The sequence below is a fragment of the Sphingomonas horti genome, from assembly GCF_009753715.1.
Classification (GTDB): domain Bacteria; phylum Pseudomonadota; class Alphaproteobacteria; order Sphingomonadales; family Sphingomonadaceae; genus Sphingomonas_B; species Sphingomonas_B horti.
Genome location: NZ_WQMS01000014.1, coordinates 191,797 through 207,061, shown reverse-complemented (window position 1 = coordinate 207,061; position 15,265 = coordinate 191,797). Strand labels below are relative to the sequence as shown.

Sequence of the window (15,265 nt, the reverse complement as noted above, 5' to 3'; positions counted from 1 at the left end):
TTCGCTCCACCTACGGGCGGGCATGGCGGCGGAGGAACGAATGCACTAACATCAAACCCGGACCACTCGGTGGGGGCCGATCATGGTCAGGATTGCGATTGAGTGATGCGGGATCATCGCTTTCATGTAGCTGACGTCGTCGACCGTTTCCTGGCTGCGGACGAGCCACAGGGCGAGAGCGAACACGACCACGCTGCCGGCGAGGATGGCGAGGTTCACCTTCATGTTCTTATACATGCCCCACATCCAGCCGAGCATGATGACAGCCATGGCGGCTCCCATGACGAATGCCATCCAGAACCGGGTCTGGCTGAACTGGATGTGCCCGAGCGCGTAGACGTTGACATACATGAGGATGAACATGACCGCCGTCGAGGTGGCGATCATGGCGGCGAAGCGGCCGTAGCCCATGCCCATTTTCATGTTCTTCTGCTGGTTCTGGTCGTCCATCTCGTTCTCCGCTTTCAGGCCCCCTGCCGCCGCTCACGGCACGTCAATGGTGGTCTCCGCCTCCCATCTCCTTCATCATGGCGTCGTGGTCCTCGGGTGCGCTGGCGACGAGGCGACGATATTCCTCGGGCGACATGCCGGGCAGCCTTCTAACGAATGAAACCATGTCCCAGATCAGCGTGTCCGAATGCGTCTTGCCCCAAGCGGGCATGGCGGTGAGCTTCACGCCGTGCTTGATTGTCCAGAACTGCTCGGCGGCGGTCATGTCGTCGCCCTTCGAGAGTTGCGGCGCCTGCGGATAGAGGCCTTGCGACAGCTCCGAGGGCTCGACACCGGGCCCGAGATGGCAGCCCGAGCACATCTCGCCGTAGAGGCCGGCGCCGGCCGCGATGCGCTGGGCGGAGCCGAGATCCGGAGGGCCGGCGATGTCATGGGCGCGAACGGCGATCGACCGCTTGCGCAGCGTGTTTAGGATCGAGTGGACGGCGCGCGTGTGCGGCGCGTCCGCCCCGACGTCGTAGGCGCCGGACCAGACGAACGCCCCCGCGACCAAGGCTCCGAAAATGAGGGCCGCAAAGATCAGCTGAGTGCTGGGGAGATGCCCGCGAAGGCCCGTCCGCCGATGGATGGAGGACCTGATCGGCTCGGGATCCTCCGCCATGATCAGAACCAGAACCTCACACCCATGACCAGGCTCGTGCTCGACACGTCTTCGCCCGCCAGTCTGGCGAAGCGGGCGGTATCGCCGATCTTCCGGTCGTAGGACACACCGATATAGGGCGCGAACTCGCGAGCGATCTCGTAACGGAGGCGGAGGCCGAGTTCGGCATTGGACAGCCCCGATCCAATCCTGTTCTCCGGCACGTCCTGGGCGGCGAGATTGAACTCGATGCGCGGCTGCAGGATCAGCCGCTGCGTGATCCGCTGATCGTAATAGCCTTCGAGGCGGCCGAGCAGGTCGCCCTTGTCGGACAGGAACAGCGCGCCCTCGACCTCGAACCAATAGGGGGCGAGCCCCTCGAAGCCAACGGTGGCATAGGTTCTGGCCGGACCGGGCTGGAAGTCGTGACGGACGCCGGCCTGGAGGTTGAAATAAGGTCCAATCGCGCGGCTGTAGAGCGCCTGGACTTCGGCACTCTCGACGCCTTCGTGGAAGGCGCCTTCGCCCTCGGTCTTGAGCGTCAGGCGGTTGATGTCGCCGCCGAACCAGGCCTCGCCGTCCCAGCGGTAGCCGTCACGACCTTTCCTCGCCTGGTATTCGGCGAGATTGAACATCACCTGGTAGTAGGTCCGGCCGCCGCCTTCGTCGGTCATCATGATGTGGCGGGCGCGGTCCATCTCGGCCTTCGAGAAGAACCGGTCCGCATAATGATCCATCGGCGGTGCGGGCGCGGGTGCGTCGCCGGCCGGGAGATCGGTGCCCTTCGGGGCCGCCTCGCCGGCACTCGGGCCGGGCTGCATTCCAGGCATAGCGTGGCCGGCGTGCTCGTCACCAGTCATACCCTGCATGGCGCCAGCAGGAGGGGAGGCGCTCGGCGCGGCGTCCTGCATCCGCATTCCCTGCATCGAGCTGTGATCCATTCCCTGCGTGCCGGGCACTGCTGAATGATTACGCGGCGACGCAGCCGGCAGCGCGGGGTTCGACGCAGGTTGCGCTGACCGCTTGGCCGGGGGTTTTGCCTTGGTCGGCGCCTTGCTGACCGGCGCGGGCATGCTCATCCCCGGCATGCCGTGCATCGATTGATCCTCCGCGACGGCGGGTGACGCGATAGCGAGCGTGGCAGCGAGGCTCGCGGCAAAGTCCCTTGCACGCATCATGCCTGCTCCTCGCGCGGACGAACGCTCACCACCCGCATCATGCCGGCTTCCATGTGGAAGAGCAGATGACAGTGAAACGCCCAATCGCCGACCGCGTCCGCAGTCAGATCGAACGTCACTTTTCCGCCGGGCTGGACGATGACGGTGTGCTTTCTCGGCGCATGATCGCCATGCCCTGTCACCATTTCGAAGAAGTGCCCGTGGATGTGGATCGGGTGTCCCATCATAGTGTCGTTGATGAGGTTTACCCGCACCCGCTCGTTCTGGAGGAACGGGATTGGCTCCATGTGGTCCGACATCTTCACGCCATCGAACGACCACATGAAGCGCTCCATGTTGCCGGTGAGATGGATGTCGAGCGAGCGATCGGGCGCGCGGACGTCGGGATTGCGGTCTAGCGCGACCAGGTCGCGATAGACGAGCACCTTGTGCCCGACATCCTCGAGGCCCTGGCCGGGCTCGCCGGTCCGGTCCATCGGCATCGGCGAGATGGTCTGGACGCCGGGGTTCTTTTCGACCTGCGCGGCGTTCGAGAAGTCGCGCATGTTCATGCTCATGTCGTGACCGCCGCCGCCCGACATGCCAGGCATCGCGCCGGACTGCTCCATGCCCGGCATCGCCTGACCCTGGCCGCCATGCTCCATGCCGGCCATATCGCCACCGGGCGTTGCATGGCCCATCGCCGCGTGATCCATGCCCTGCATCCCGGCCATGTTGCCGGAACCATGGTCCGTTCCGGACATGCCCGACATGTCCATGCCCATGTCCTTCATGGTCGCGAGCGGCCGCTTCCGGAGCGGTGGCACTGCTGCAGCCATGCCAGCACGCGGGGCCAGGGTGGCACGCGCCATGCCCGAACGATCGATGCTTTCGCCGACGAGCGTGTAGGCCCGGTCGTCGGCCGGGGTCACGATCGCGTCATAGGTCTCGGCAACGCCGATCTGGAACTCGTCGACCTCGACCGGCCGCACATTCATGCCGTCCGCCTGGACGATCGTGAGCTTCAACCCAGGAATTCGCACGTTGAAGGTCGTCATCGCCGAGGCGTTGATGAAGCGCAGACGGACCCGCTCGCCGGGCGTGAACAGGGCGGTCCAGTTGTCCTGCGGCCCATGGCCGTTGACGAGGTAGGTGTAGGTCGAGCCGGTGACATCGGCGATGTCGGTCGGGTCCATCCGCATCCCGCCCCACATCAACCGGTCCTTCAGCGGCTGCCCCTTGCCCGCGAGAAGGCCGGCGAGAGTTTGCTTCTGATAATTGAAGTATCCCGGCTGCTGCTTCAGCTTCCGCAGGATCGCCGTCGCCGCCATCTGGCTGTGGTCGGACAGGACGATGACGTGCTCGCGATCGTATTTGACTGGGTCTTCGCCGGCCGGATCGATCACGATGGGGCCGTAATGGCCAAGCTGTTCCTGCACGCCCGAATGGCTGTGATACCAGTAGGTGCCGGACTGCCGGATCGGGAACTCGTAGAGGAACGTCGAACGCGGGCGGATTCCGGGAAAGGATATTCCGGGCACGCCATCGAACTGCGTCGGCACCAGCAGTCCGTGCCAGTGGATCGAGCTGTCCTCGTCCAGATCGTTGACGACGTGGAACCGAACATTCTGCCCCTCGCGCAGCCGGATTAGGGGTGCTGGCACCGTTCCATTGACACCGATCGCACGGCTGAGGCGACCGTCGATCATCATTGTCTGCCGCGCGATCCTGAGCGTGATGTCCTGGCCCGAGACGGTCGCCAGCGGGGTGGCGATGCCGGACGAGACCGGCTGCGCCCAGGCGGGGAAGTGGGCCAGCAGCGCAGCCCCACCGCCGGCGACCGCAGCGCCGCGCATTACTTGCCGGCGACTCATCTCTTTATCAAGCAATGCACTATCTTTCTTCAGCTTGCATCCGATACGCGTCGGATTGGGCGATCCCTCACCCACGGTCTCGAAAATGGGGTTTGACACCGTGTTAGGGTCAAGAGGCGCCGCGGTGATCCCGCTCGAGCAGCTCCGAAAGTCTCCTTCGCGCCCGATAGACGCGCACTTCTATGGCCTTCTCCGACAGGCCGAGCGTCGCGGCCGCCTCGGCCTGTGATTGCCCCTCGATTGCAGTCAGGATCAGCGGCTCCTTGAGGCTGGCGGGCAGTCTCGCAATGGCCGCGGAAACGCGCTCGAGTTCACGGACATCGCCAGTCCGGGTTTCGGGATCGGCGGCCGGATCGGGGGTCGCGCGCGCATCGTCGACGGGGGTCGCGAACAGAAGCAGCCGCCGCACGGCCCGCCGGCGCGACCAGTCCCGGCATTTGTTGAGCGCGATGCGCAGCAGCCACGGGCGGAAGGCGCGGGAGGGGTCGTAGCGGTCCAAGGCAGCGAAGGCCGCGATGAAGGCTTCCTGCGTGAGATCAAGTGCATCGTCGGCATCACCGGCGTAGCTGCGTGCTAGGCGGAAGACCGCGTCGCGATGCCTTGTCATCAGTTCGCGGTAGGCGGCCTGCTCGCGCCCACGCGCTCTCGCCGCCAACTCGGCGTCCGTGAACGCCTCATTGCCGACGGTCACGGCTGAGGGTCGGTCAGGGCCTTGACCACCGCCCGGTCGAATTTGGCCTTCTGGTCGGGACGCAGGACGGCGCGCATCGCAAAGATGTGCTCGAGCGTCGCTTTTTGCAGATCGCCCATCAGCATGTGGGAGTGACCGATCGCCGCCGATACGCGCGGACCGTAACCCTGTTCTGCGGCGATCGCCTCCGCGAGCCTCGAGTTGTCAGAGCGCATGCCCGTTTCGATCGCCTTTCGTCGGGCTGCGAATTCGGCTTCTATCTTTTCCAGCTTCGCGTGCTGGTCGGCTGTTAGATCGAGCTGACGATGAAGCAGGGCGTGGAGCTCGGTCTCGGACGGCTCCGGCGCAGGGAACAGCAGTCGCCCGGTCGCGACGCCAGCTAGCGCCGCGAGGAATGCTATGACGGCGATAAGGACGATGCGGCTCTTTGGCATCAGCGCCCGACGAGCAGCGTCGAAGGTGCGTAGGCAAGCGGCGCAAGAACCGGAGAGGCCGACGCGGACGCGTCCGGGAACGTCGTCCCAGCCAGTCCGACCAGCATTGCGCCTGCCCCGGCGAGCATCATGGTGCGGGGGCCGATCGCGCTCTGCGCCCGCGCTTCGCCGAGGCCCGCGATCACCGCTTCGTCGAGCCCTTCCAGTCGAATATCGGTCGGTGCTGCGCGCAACCCGGCCAGAGCCGTATCGATGTCCATAGCTTCGTCCTTCCCGCTCTTCGGAATCACTACGCACGCAATCGATTTTCCCCTCATTTGAGGGGTGTGCTGCCGTCAGCCGTATTCTGGACGACGATAACACAAGGAATCCCCGATGCTGCGTAGGTTGACAATTCTCTCGGCCCTGATCGCTGCGGGTGTCGCGCTACCCGCGCAGGCGCACACGAAGCTGGTCGCCTCCACTCCTGCCGCCAATGCGACGGTCGGCAAGACGACGAAGATCATGCTGACCTTCAACGAGAAGGTTCTGTCCCAGTTCGCAGGTGCTTCGCTGGTCATGACCGGGATGCCGGGAATGGCGAACCATGCTCCGATGAAGATGACCGGCGTTTCGTCCCAGATGGGCAGCGACGGCAAGTCGATGACCCTGCTCCTGCAGCGCCCGCTCGCTGCCGGCACCTACCGGGTCGACTGGCACGCGGCCGGCGCCGACACGCACCGCATGGAGGGCAACTTCACCTTCGCGGTGAAGTGAGCCGATGGCCGACACGCCGATGATCATGCTGAGGTTCGCACTCTATGCCGACCTCGCCCTGGTCTTCGGCGTGCCACTGTTCGGTCTTTACGCGCTTCGTGCGCCGGAGCGGCGGCGACTGGTCGCGCCGCTCTGGCCATGGGCAGCCGGAGCGGCGCTGCTGGGCGCGCTCCTGAGTGCGCTCGGGGTCGCGATGCTCGCCGCCTCTATGGCCGGCGTGTCGCTGGCCGAGGTCGACCGGGCCAGCATCGACGCCATTCTTTGGCAGACGAGCATCGGCTCCGCCGCGATCCTCCGCATCTGCGCGTTGATCGCCGCCGCCCTGCTGGCGCCGCTGATCGGCCGGTTTCCCAAGCTGGGTTTGAGCGCGGTCGCGTTCGGCGGCGGCGTTGCGCTGAGCTTGCTCGCCTGGACCGGCCATGGCGCGATGGATGAAGGCACGGCTGGCTGGATCCATCTGGCTGCCGACATCGTGCACTTGCTCGCGGCCGGAGCATGGATCGGGGCAATCCTTGGATTGGCGCTGCTTCTCGTGGGTCCGCGCGTGCGGTTCGACGACGCACACCTCCTCCTGTCTCACCACGCGCTCGAGGGGTTCGCGATGACCGGCACGATCGTCGTCACGCTTCTTGTGCTGACTGGGATCGTCAACAGCTGGATCCTCGTCGGGCCGGATCGGGTGTTGGCGTTGCCGGCCTCACTCTACGGCCAGCTGCTTATCGCGAAGCTGGTGGTATTCTCTGCGATGCTGGGGCTCGCGGCTGCAAACCGCTTTTGCCTCACGCCGCGATTGGCTGGCCAGCTTGGCGGTGCACGCCACGGAACGGCGGTCGGCGCGCTGCGTAGGAGCCTTCTGATCGAAGTGACGCTCGGCTTCGTCATCCTCGCGATCGTCGCCTGGCTCGGAATGGTCGAGCCGCCGGCGTCCTGAACGAGGGGCTTGACCCTGACATGATGTCAAGGACCATATCGCCGCGTGCTGAAGGAGAATCGAGATGGACCAGCACGCCGCCCATGAACACGCGCACGCCCATGATTGTGCGCAGCATCGAGGCGAATCGAGCGTAATCGATCCGGTCTGCGGGATGACCGTCGATCCGGCGAAGACGCCGCACCACGCCGAACATGATGGGCAAGCCTATCATTTCTGCAGCGCCGGCTGCCGGACCAAGTTCGCCGCTGATCCCGAGGCCTATCTCGGCGGAAAGCCGAGGCCCGAGCCGAAGGCGACGCCGGGCGCGATCTGGACCTGCCCCATGCATCCCCAGATTCGTCGCGAAGGGCCCGGCACCTGCCCGATCTGCGGCATGGCGCTGGAGCCGGAGGAGCCGTCGCTCGACGATACGCCCAATCCCGAGCTGGTCGACTTCACCAAGCGGCTTTGGGTCGCCGGGACCCTGACAGTCCCGCTGCTGATCGTCTCGATGGTTGCTGAGATGTTGGGGCTCAGGATCGTCAGTCCGGCCGCCTCGCCCTGGGTGCAGCTCGCGCTCACTGCCCCGATCGTGCTCTGGGCGGGCAAGCCGTTCTTCGAGCGGGGCTGGGCCTCGATCCGCACCCGCCACCTGAACATGTTCACGCTGATAGCGATCGGCGTCGGGGCCGCCTTCCTCTACAGCCTGGTGGCGACCGTCGCGCCGGGCCTGTTCCCGGCCAGCTTTCGCATGCACGGCACGGTGCCCGTCTATTACGAGGCGGCGGGTGTCGTCGTCACGCTGGTGCTGCTCGGCCAGGTGCTCGAGCTTCGCGCCCGGGCCGCGACTGGCCGGGCGATCCGCGCCTTGATGGACCTCGCCCCCAAGACCGCGCGTCGGATCCGTTCCGACGGCAGCGACGAGGAGATCGACCTCGGCGATGTGCACGCAGGCGACCGGCTGCGCGTGCGGCCCGGCGAGGCGGTCCCGGTCGATGGTATGGTGATCGATGGACGCTCGTCAGTCGACGAGTCGATGCTGACCGGCGAGCCTGCGCCTGTCCTCAAGGAGCATGGCGCGGCGCTCACCGGCGGCACGGTCAACGGCACCGGCAGCCTTGTCATGGAAGCCCAAGCGGTCGGCTCCGACACGGTGCTCGCGCGGATCGTGCGGATGGTCGCCGAGGCGCAGCGCAGCCGCGCCCCGATCCAGGCGGTCGCCGACCGGATCTCGGGCTGGTTCGTGCCGCTGGTGGTCGCGATCTCGATTGTCACGTTCATCGTCTGGAACCTGGTCGGGCCGGAACCGCGCTTCGGCCACGCGCTGCTGAACGCGATCGCTGTCCTCATTATCGCCTGCCCCTGCGCGCTCGGGCTCGCGACGCCGATGTCGATCATGGTCGGCGCCGGACGCGGCGCCCATGCCGGCGTGCTGATCAAGAACGCCGAGGCGCTGCAGGCGTTCGAAAAGGTCGATACGATCGTGATCGACAAGACCGGCACGCTGACGGAAGGCAGGCCGGCGCTGATCGGCGTAGAAACCGTCAACGGCTTTGCCGAGGACGAACTGGTCTCGGCCGCCGCTTCCCTTGAGCGCCATTCGGAGCATCCGATGGCGCATGCGATCGTGACGGACGCCGAGGAGCGCGGGCTGGAATTCGCGTCCGTCGAAGGATTCCAATCGCACACCGGCCTTGGGGTCAGCGGGAGGGTTGCGGGACGCCAGGTCTCCGTCGGGAATGCCGCGCTGATGCAGCAGCTTGGGATTGACCCTGCGCCAGTTACGGCCAGTGCCGATCAGCGCCGTCGCGATGGCGCCGGTGTCATGCTGGTGGGAATAGACGGGAAGTTGGCTGGCCTGCTTGCGGTCGCCGATCCTGTCCGGGCCACAGCGGCCCAGGCAATCGCCGATCTTAAGGCGGACGGGCTCAGGATCGTCATGCTGACCGGGGACAATGCCACGACTGCCGACGCGGTCGCGCGGCAGGTCGGCGGTATCGACGAGGTTCGCGCCGATCTGCGCCCCGACGACAAAGCGCGGATCGTCGGCGAGCTGAAGGCAAACGGCGCGCGCGTGGCGATGGCCGGCGACGGTATCAACGATGCGCCGGCGCTCGCGGTGGCAGACGTGGGGGTCGCGATGGGCACCGGCACCGACGTGGCGATCGAGAGCGCCGGCATGACGCTCACTAAGGGCGACCTGGCCGCGATCGTCCGCGCGCGTCACCTCGCCAAGGCGACGATGGCGAACATCCGGCAGAACCTGTTCTTCTCTTTCGTGTTCAACGGCGTCGGCGTGCCGGTCGCGGCGGGCGTGCTCTATCCGGTGGCCGGCATCCTGCTCTCGCCGATGTTCGCGGGCGCGGCGATGGCGCTGTCTAGCTTCACTGTCGTGACGAACGCGCTGCGGCTCAACGCGGTGAAGCTGTGAGGGTGGAAAGGGGCGCAGACGCGCCCCTCCCCGGTCGTCCTTACTTCGGCTTCTGCATGTCGTGATCCATGTGGTCCATGTGATCGCCATGCTTCATGTTGTCGGACTGCCTGTCCTTGCAGCAGTCGGGCTTCTGCCCGTCCTTGTCTTTGCAGCAGTCGGCGCCTTCCTTGCAGCATGCCTTGTCCGCGCAACACGGCGCGGCGGCGAAGGAGGCGGTCGAGATGGCGAGGCCGAAAGCCACGCCCAGAGTCTTCAACGAAATCATGATCATTCTCCGTTTAGCTTGCTGTTTCTGTAGAGGGCAGCGCGCGCGGAGGTGGAGAAGGCGGCGGCAAGGACCGTCTCTCTCGCGTTACTGGAACCATCGGTTCCAACAGTGCCTCGCCGGTCATCGTGAGGGATTCCGCAACTTTCGCATCAGGCGTCAGCGCCGTGCAGGCCATGCAGTCCAGCGACACGATCTTCGTGGGCGCTTCGGTCGGATGCGTTGGGCAGGAAGCAACTGCATGGTGCGAAACGGTAGCGGCCATTGCAGCCCCGCACACCGGTCCAACGCGGAGCGCAAGGACGGCGAGCACGATCGCTAGAAGCAAGGCGCGCAACAGCGGCCGGACGGTTGGGCGGGCGGTCACGGTGCACGTTATAGGACGGGGCGGTAGCGCGGGAAAGGCGCGCTAAGGTGAGAGCGACTTCTTGCTCGCTTCGGGCTTGGCCCGGGGCGAGCCTCTATCCTACAATCGCCACATGAACATCGGACAGGCTTCCAGTGCAAGCGGCGTCAGCCAGCGGATGATCCGCCATTACGAGAAGCTCGAGCTGATCCCGCCGCCGCCCCGGCGCGAAAGCGGCTATCGCGACTATTCCGACGCCGACGTGCACCGTCTGCAGTTTATCGCGAACGCGCGCGACCTCGGCTTTCCGATCGAGGACATCCGAAGTCTGCTGTCGCTCTGGAGCGATCGGTCCAGGTCCAGCGCGGAGGTAAAGACGCTTGCACTGACCCGAGCGGCCGAACTGAGGACCAAGGTCGAGGCATTGGAAGCGATGCGCGGGACTCTCGTCGAGCTCGCCGAGCGATGTCAGGGGGACGACCGCCCGGACTGCCCGATCATCACGCGTCTGGCGGGCCCTCGATCCGTTCCAGGAGAGTCCTAACCACCGCGTTCAAGACCTTCGCTCCGGCTGCGCGCCTTGATCGTCACCGTCGGCGCGAATGTCGCTCGATGAAGCGCTTCAGCTCGACGCGGTCGGTTGCCGCTAGCGCGAACATGCGGGTCGGGTATTGTCCGTCGCCCGACTTGCTGACGCGGCGGTCATCGATCCGGGTGACGAGCACGCTCAATGCTGGGTTGAACCGGCGATGGTCCCATCCCGATTTCGCGTGCAGGTCCGCTACGTTCACACCGCTCTCGAACTCCAGCGCGAGGCCGGCCAGCGTAACGGCGTCCAGCGTCGGGTCCGTTCCGCGCGTGAGCGGGTCGAAAGTCGCGAACAGCTCGACGCGGTAGCGCATGAGGGGGAGCTTCGTATTCAGCATCGAGCGCGCGGTTATGTAGCCGTCCGTCTCCAGTTCCGCGACCGCGTCCTGAAGGTCGCGGGCGTTGGTGTCCGCGAACGCCGCCGTGACGGCGTCCCCGTCGATTGGATACGGGAGGCCACGTTCGGAATTGTCCGCCAGCCAAGCGCCAAGCCGATAGGCAAGTTCGCTGAGGCCCATCCCGGCAGCCGGCGTCGTCTCCATCTCGGCCTCTTCATTCACAGACGCCGCCCGCTCGCGCGGGGGAATGGCAACGCCGCCAAGCCAGCCGTCGAGGCCATCGACCACCTTTTGCGCCGTTCTGGCGAACAGGCGGATGTCCTCGGCCACCAGGTGAACGGTCTCGCCGATCCCGGCCTCGTCGGAAAGCTGGGCGAACTTCGCGTCAACCACACCGAGATTGTGCCCAATCACGTGCCGCTTCTGAATGTTGAGCTTCATCGCCGCGAGCTCGTCGTCGTCGAGCATGGCGTAAGGATCGAGACTCAGCTCCGCGAACAGCTTCTGCCCGCGTTCGACGTTTTGGAAGGCGTTGCCGACACGCGGCATGTCTACCCCGGGGAAGGCAGTGACGCGGCCGAACAGGTATAGTGTCTTCAAGGTCGCCTCAAACGCGGTCAATACGTCCTCGTGGGCATTGCCGAGCAGACGGTAGGCGAGTTCCTCGAGGTCCGGATCGAGCGCGTCGGCAAGCTGCACCTGGGCGTCGACCAGGTCGACCTCGCGCGCAAAGTGGAGCCGCAGGTTTGGCGCACCGCAACCGGGACAGAAGAGGCCGATCGCGTAAACGCCATAGTCACGGCCGCAGTGGTCGCACTCCAGTTCACGAAGCAGGTCGGTGCGATAGAACCGGGGTCGTGGGCGTGGATTTCTCTTCGTATCCACTTCGATCTTGAGCATGCTGTTTCGGGGCTGCCGTCGGCCCAGGCCCTCCAGCATTCCACGGACCTGCTCCTCCATGTCGGCGAAGGCCGCGTGCTTGGCGATCTCGATCGCCGCCTCGCGGTCGTCCGGATGGGTGAATTCGTCGTCATCGGCGACGATGCCGCTATATGGGCAGACCGTCTGCGGGGAGCCGGGCTCGAGCTTCATCCGCGCGCGCATGGCGTCGCTGATCTGGCAGGGCCGGGTTGCTTGTCCCAGGACGAAATGTCGAGGCTGGGCATTCTCGTTCGGTGAGTAGCGATAGACGCGCCCGTCCGGGGTCGTCGGAACGGGAATGCTCAGCTCCATTCGCGTCCCCACCCCTCCAGTGCGATATCGGTCGAGATTCTTGAAGCGCATCCTGCGGGTCCAGCGTTGTTGAATGCGCTGTATCCCGCAGCATCGTCGGCTCTGCAACGTGACCGACGAGCCGTTACGGCCGCTTTATGGACAGGTCGGGGGTGGGGATTATAACGCTGGTATTGTTGAGGTGCCTGATCCAGCCGCAGTCCGACAACGTCCTCGCGTCTGACTAGCGTGCGCCCTTCGGCATTGAGCTTCCGCCTGTGCAGCGCCGTTGCGGTCAGACCAGCCGTTTGCCACCTTAATCGCGGCGCTCCGGAAGGAGATTGGCCATTCAGAGACGGCGGATGATGAACGAACTCAATCGCATTTCCGAAGTGACGCGGCGCAACGTTTTCGACGAACTGCGTCTGACGCGGGTCAGTTGGGCGGGGCGCCTCAGCGAGACCGATTTCCTGAGCCGGATCTTCGACCTGAAGCAGCTCCCCTCGAACGATTACCGGGTTCACGGGTTGGACGGGGACATCCTGATACACCGCCAGCGTTTTAACGACTGGCCGGACGACTGGGTGTATGATGACGTGCGCCTGAATCTCTTGCGCGGCCCCGATGACGTGTTCCTGCAGTTTCTGTGTGAGATGATTCACCCTGTCGTTCGCCCCGACCGGGCGGAAGTCGCGAGCCTGCAGGGTATCTTCAATCGACATCTGGCTCTCGATGGATTCGAGATCGTCGCTCGCACGGTGATTTCGGGTCAGCCGATCTTTTCCGGCCGCCCTCTGTTCCAGACGGCACATGCGGCCACGCTGGCAGGACATCGAATTGCGCACGCGCTGGCGTCTGACCAGATCGCCGCCCAGATCACGCGCATGGAGACGTCGATCGACACTGATCCGGCGCTCGCTATCGGCTCGGCCAAGGAGTTCGTCGAGAGCATCTGCAAGGGAATTCTCATGGAGGCCGGCGCATCGTTGTCCGGTAGCGAAACACTTCCTCAGCTCGTGAAAAGTGTGCGGCGGGTCCTCGACCTCGAGGCTGCCGGTGCAAGCAACGAAACGATCAAGCGGACGGTGAGCGCTATCGCCGGGCTTACCCAAGGCATTGCGGAGCTTCGCGGCCAGTTGGGATCGGGCCACGGTCATCACCCGGCAACCGAACGGCCGAGCCCCGCAGTGGCTCGGCTTGCGGTCGGGGCAGCCGTGACGCTCGGTGTCTTCCTGTTTGATCACTATCGTAACAGGACGGCGAAGGCAGCGGCTTGACGAGCAGATGCCGAGCCGCGGAACTAGCCGGATAGGGCGTGCTCTGGGTAACACACGAATTCGCTGCGGAAGGATCAGAATGCCTCGTCACGACTATCTCGAAGAGTGTCGCGCCAAATGGCTCACAGCTGTTGAGCAGGCCTGCGGCGCAACGCCGGCAACGAGCTCGACGTGGCGAGGCGGCTCGGCAATTGTAGCTGCCCTGCAGCCGTTCATGCGCGCAGTTAACCACTTGCACTTTCCGGAAGGCGGCGGACACGACATCAAGGAGATCAAGTCCGGCCGGGAGCACGGCACGATCGAGTTCGTCGTCAACGAGCACATCGCGTATGTGACGAAACCTCTTGCGATGACCCTCGAGTATGTCGAAGCCGCTCCAGCCGAGTCCTTCATCATCGTGGAACTCGATCGCCTGAATGCCAGTGGCGTTTATGAAGTGGATGGCGACGCGCGCACGGAGCGCCGCAGCGAGGAAGTCGTAGAGCTGTCACCCGGACTCTATGTCGAACGAGCGATCTGGGACGCCGGGTATTCGGGTCAAGACAAGACCGGGCGCGACCTTCCCCTCCCAAGCGAAGCCCGACTCGTTCATCGCTTGTTCGATGGTCGCCTCATGCTGGTCACCAAGGGCAGCATCTGGAACGGATCTCCGGGCACCTACGATGGCCGTCATGACCGGTGGAGCAACGGGCAGATCCGCATGTTCATCGAGCGCGCGATCTCATCCCGTGGAGATGAGAACCGTGTTTGATCTTTGCCAATCGCACGCGCGGGCTGGGTTCTGATGGAATCCGGCGACTTGCTCCGTCGCTACACCAGCCTTCCGGCCTTGATCGACATGCTGGTTCGGAAACAGCTTACCCTGTTGAGTTATCGGACTTGGATCGACGCGAACGATCGTCGGGCGCTTCAGCTCTACCAGGACAACCTCAATTATGGCTTCGTCGGAGCGATGTGCCTGACCCAAGCCGCGGAAACCTTCCACCACTGGCAGGTCTTTGCGAGCGGCGACGCAGGCGTGTGTGTCGTCTTCAATCGCGCGCGGTTTGAGGCCCTGTTTGCGGCCCGTCCCCATTTTCGCGCACGGTCGATGGAGTATGTCCTGCTGGATCAGATTGACGAGATCGAAGCGGTCGACATTGATCGGCTGCCGTTCCTGAAGCGCTGGGGATTCCGCGACGAACGGGAGTTCCGCGTCATCGGCTTTGCCGTCGAGCAGTGCAATTCCCTGTGCGCGGGCTTTGAGCCTTCGCTGGTCGAGCGGGTTATCATGAGCCCATTTGCACATCCAAATCTGGTCGAGAGCGCCAGAGCGGCCTTGCAGAATATTCCCGGGTGGGAGGGCTTGCGAATTGTTCGGTCACAGCTGACGGACAATCAAAGCTGGCAAACCGCGCTTACCAGCTTTGTTCAGCGGCATGGCGTGTTTTACGGGCCATGGATCGAAACTCAATTCGACTTCAGCGGAGAGTGACGGTGTTGGCGCGTCGACGACGGCTCGTTAAGGCAGCCTTGCGCGCCAGGCTGGCGTTCAGTCCTCCGTAGGGCGCTCGGGCAGTTCAATGTATTCCACGCCTGTGACGGCGAGCGCTTGCAGGAAGAAGGACGCCGGGAATTTTCCACGGGCGAGCCGGGCGCTGATCAACTTGTGATGATCGCTCACGCCGAGCTTCGTAAGCTCGCGTTCCAAGTCGACGTAGCTCATGCGGGCCACCTTGAGGTTCGCCTTCACGATAGCCGCGGCGAGTTGTTCCCAGTCGACTTGCGTCGCGGGCCAGTCGAACTTCCTCATTCCAATACTCCTTTGGGTAGCCGCGGCCGGCATGGCTGCGTCCGGACTCGCGGGCCGCGAAGAGTCAAAGGTTTAATTCCGGACGAGTGCAGAAATTG

The 15,265-nt window shown here is 64.6% G+C and carries 17 protein-coding genes; 7 read left to right on the top strand and 10 right to left on the bottom strand.

Going from position 1 to position 15,265, the window contains the following annotated elements:
- Positions 1-51: 51 nt before the first annotated feature.
- The 7 genes from GON01_RS12735 to GON01_RS12705 all read right to left on the bottom strand — a co-directional run bounded on the left by GON01_RS12735 (position 52) and on the right by GON01_RS12705 (position 5,506).
- On the bottom strand, positions 52-450 hold the full coding sequence (locus GON01_RS12735) for a DUF305 domain-containing protein (RefSeq protein WP_309503236.1): 399 nt from the start codon (positions 448-450) through the stop codon (positions 52-54).
- Positions 451-493: 43 nt separating this feature from the next.
- Positions 494-1,003 carry a c-type cytochrome gene (locus GON01_RS12730; protein WP_232328828.1) on the bottom strand — a complete coding sequence of 170 codons (510 nt, stop codon included), beginning with the start codon at positions 1,001-1,003 and terminating at the stop codon, positions 494-496.
- Positions 1,004-1,113: 110 nt separating this feature from the next.
- Entirely contained in the window at positions 1,114-2,268 is a 1,155-nt protein-coding gene (locus GON01_RS12725) for a copper resistance protein B (RefSeq protein ID WP_408640924.1), read from the bottom strand.
- The gene (locus GON01_RS12720; protein ID WP_157027752.1) at positions 2,265-4,121 is read right to left on the bottom strand and encodes a copper resistance system multicopper oxidase; all 1,857 of its coding nucleotides are present in this window, start codon (positions 4,119-4,121) and stop codon (positions 2,265-2,267) included. Before GON01_RS12720 ends, GON01_RS12725 begins: the two co-directional genes overlap by 4 nt.
- 109 nt (positions 4,122-4,230) lie before the next feature.
- Positions 4,231-4,812, bottom strand: a complete 582-nt coding sequence (locus tag GON01_RS12715; RefSeq protein ID WP_309503233.1) for an RNA polymerase sigma factor — start codon at positions 4,810-4,812, stop codon at positions 4,231-4,233.
- On the bottom strand, positions 4,809-5,246 hold the full coding sequence (locus GON01_RS12710; RefSeq protein WP_157027751.1) for a Spy/CpxP family protein refolding chaperone: 438 nt from the start codon (positions 5,244-5,246) through the stop codon (positions 4,809-4,811). Before GON01_RS12710 ends, GON01_RS12715 begins: the two co-directional genes overlap by 4 nt.
- On the bottom strand, positions 5,246-5,506 hold the full coding sequence (locus GON01_RS12705; RefSeq protein WP_157027750.1) for a hypothetical protein: 261 nt from the start codon (positions 5,504-5,506) through the stop codon (positions 5,246-5,248). Before GON01_RS12705 ends, GON01_RS12710 begins: the two co-directional genes overlap by 1 nt.
- A 115-nt stretch (positions 5,507-5,621) precedes the next feature.
- Between GON01_RS12705 and copC the strand changes: the two genes are divergently transcribed.
- The 3 genes from copC to GON01_RS12690 all read left to right on the top strand — a co-directional run bounded on the left by copC (position 5,622) and on the right by GON01_RS12690 (position 9,346).
- Entirely contained in the window at positions 5,622-6,002 is a 381-nt protein-coding gene (gene copC, locus GON01_RS12700) for a copper homeostasis periplasmic binding protein CopC (protein ID WP_157027749.1), read from the top strand.
- A gap of 4 nt (positions 6,003-6,006) precedes the next feature.
- Positions 6,007-6,933: a copper homeostasis membrane protein CopD gene (gene copD, locus GON01_RS12695; RefSeq protein WP_157027748.1), complete on the top strand. Its 927-nt coding sequence runs from the start codon at positions 6,007-6,009 to the stop codon at positions 6,931-6,933.
- A 64-nt stretch (positions 6,934-6,997) separates the two neighbouring features.
- Complete coding sequence (locus tag GON01_RS12690; RefSeq protein WP_157027747.1) at positions 6,998-9,346, top strand: heavy metal translocating P-type ATPase; 2,349 nt, start codon at positions 6,998-7,000, stop codon at positions 9,344-9,346.
- 40 nt (positions 9,347-9,386) lie between these two features.
- Here the strand turns inward: GON01_RS12690 and GON01_RS12685 are convergent, their stop codons facing one another.
- Positions 9,387-9,614 (bottom strand): hypothetical protein, encoded by a 228-nt coding sequence (locus GON01_RS12685; protein ID WP_157027746.1) that lies wholly within the window; start codon positions 9,612-9,614, stop codon positions 9,387-9,389.
- A gap of 479 nt (positions 9,615-10,093) precedes the next feature.
- On the opposite strand from GON01_RS12685, the gene cueR reads away from it, so the two are divergent.
- Positions 10,094-10,504, top strand: coding sequence for a Cu(I)-responsive transcriptional regulator (gene cueR / locus GON01_RS12680; protein WP_157027745.1), 411 nt, complete (start codon positions 10,094-10,096; stop codon positions 10,502-10,504).
- Between the two features lie 43 nt (positions 10,505-10,547).
- Here cueR and GON01_RS12675 read toward each other — a convergent pair whose 3' ends face one another.
- Positions 10,548-12,119 carry a hypothetical protein gene (locus GON01_RS12675; protein WP_157027744.1) on the bottom strand — a complete coding sequence of 524 codons (1,572 nt, stop codon included), beginning with the start codon at positions 12,117-12,119 and terminating at the stop codon, positions 10,548-10,550.
- Positions 12,120-12,460: 341 nt separating this feature from the next.
- On the opposite strand from GON01_RS12675, the gene GON01_RS12670 reads away from it, so the two are divergent.
- From GON01_RS12670 to GON01_RS12660, 3 genes are all read left to right on the top strand, one after another.
- Entirely contained in the window at positions 12,461-13,375 is a 915-nt protein-coding gene (locus GON01_RS12670) for an abortive infection family protein (protein WP_157027743.1), read from the top strand.
- A gap of 79 nt (positions 13,376-13,454) precedes the next feature.
- Positions 13,455-14,126: a hypothetical protein gene (locus GON01_RS12665; protein WP_157027742.1), complete on the top strand. Its 672-nt coding sequence runs from the start codon at positions 13,455-13,457 to the stop codon at positions 14,124-14,126.
- A 33-nt stretch (positions 14,127-14,159) separates the two neighbouring features.
- Entirely contained in the window at positions 14,160-14,849 is a 690-nt protein-coding gene (locus GON01_RS12660; protein WP_157027741.1) for a hypothetical protein, read from the top strand.
- 57 nt (positions 14,850-14,906) lie between these two features.
- Here GON01_RS12660 and GON01_RS12655 read toward each other — a convergent pair whose 3' ends face one another.
- A complete protein-coding gene (locus tag GON01_RS12655) occupies positions 14,907-15,167 on the bottom strand; it encodes a DUF6471 domain-containing protein (protein ID WP_157027740.1) in 261 nt (86 codons plus the stop codon).
- Positions 15,168-15,265: the final 98 nt, after the last annotated feature.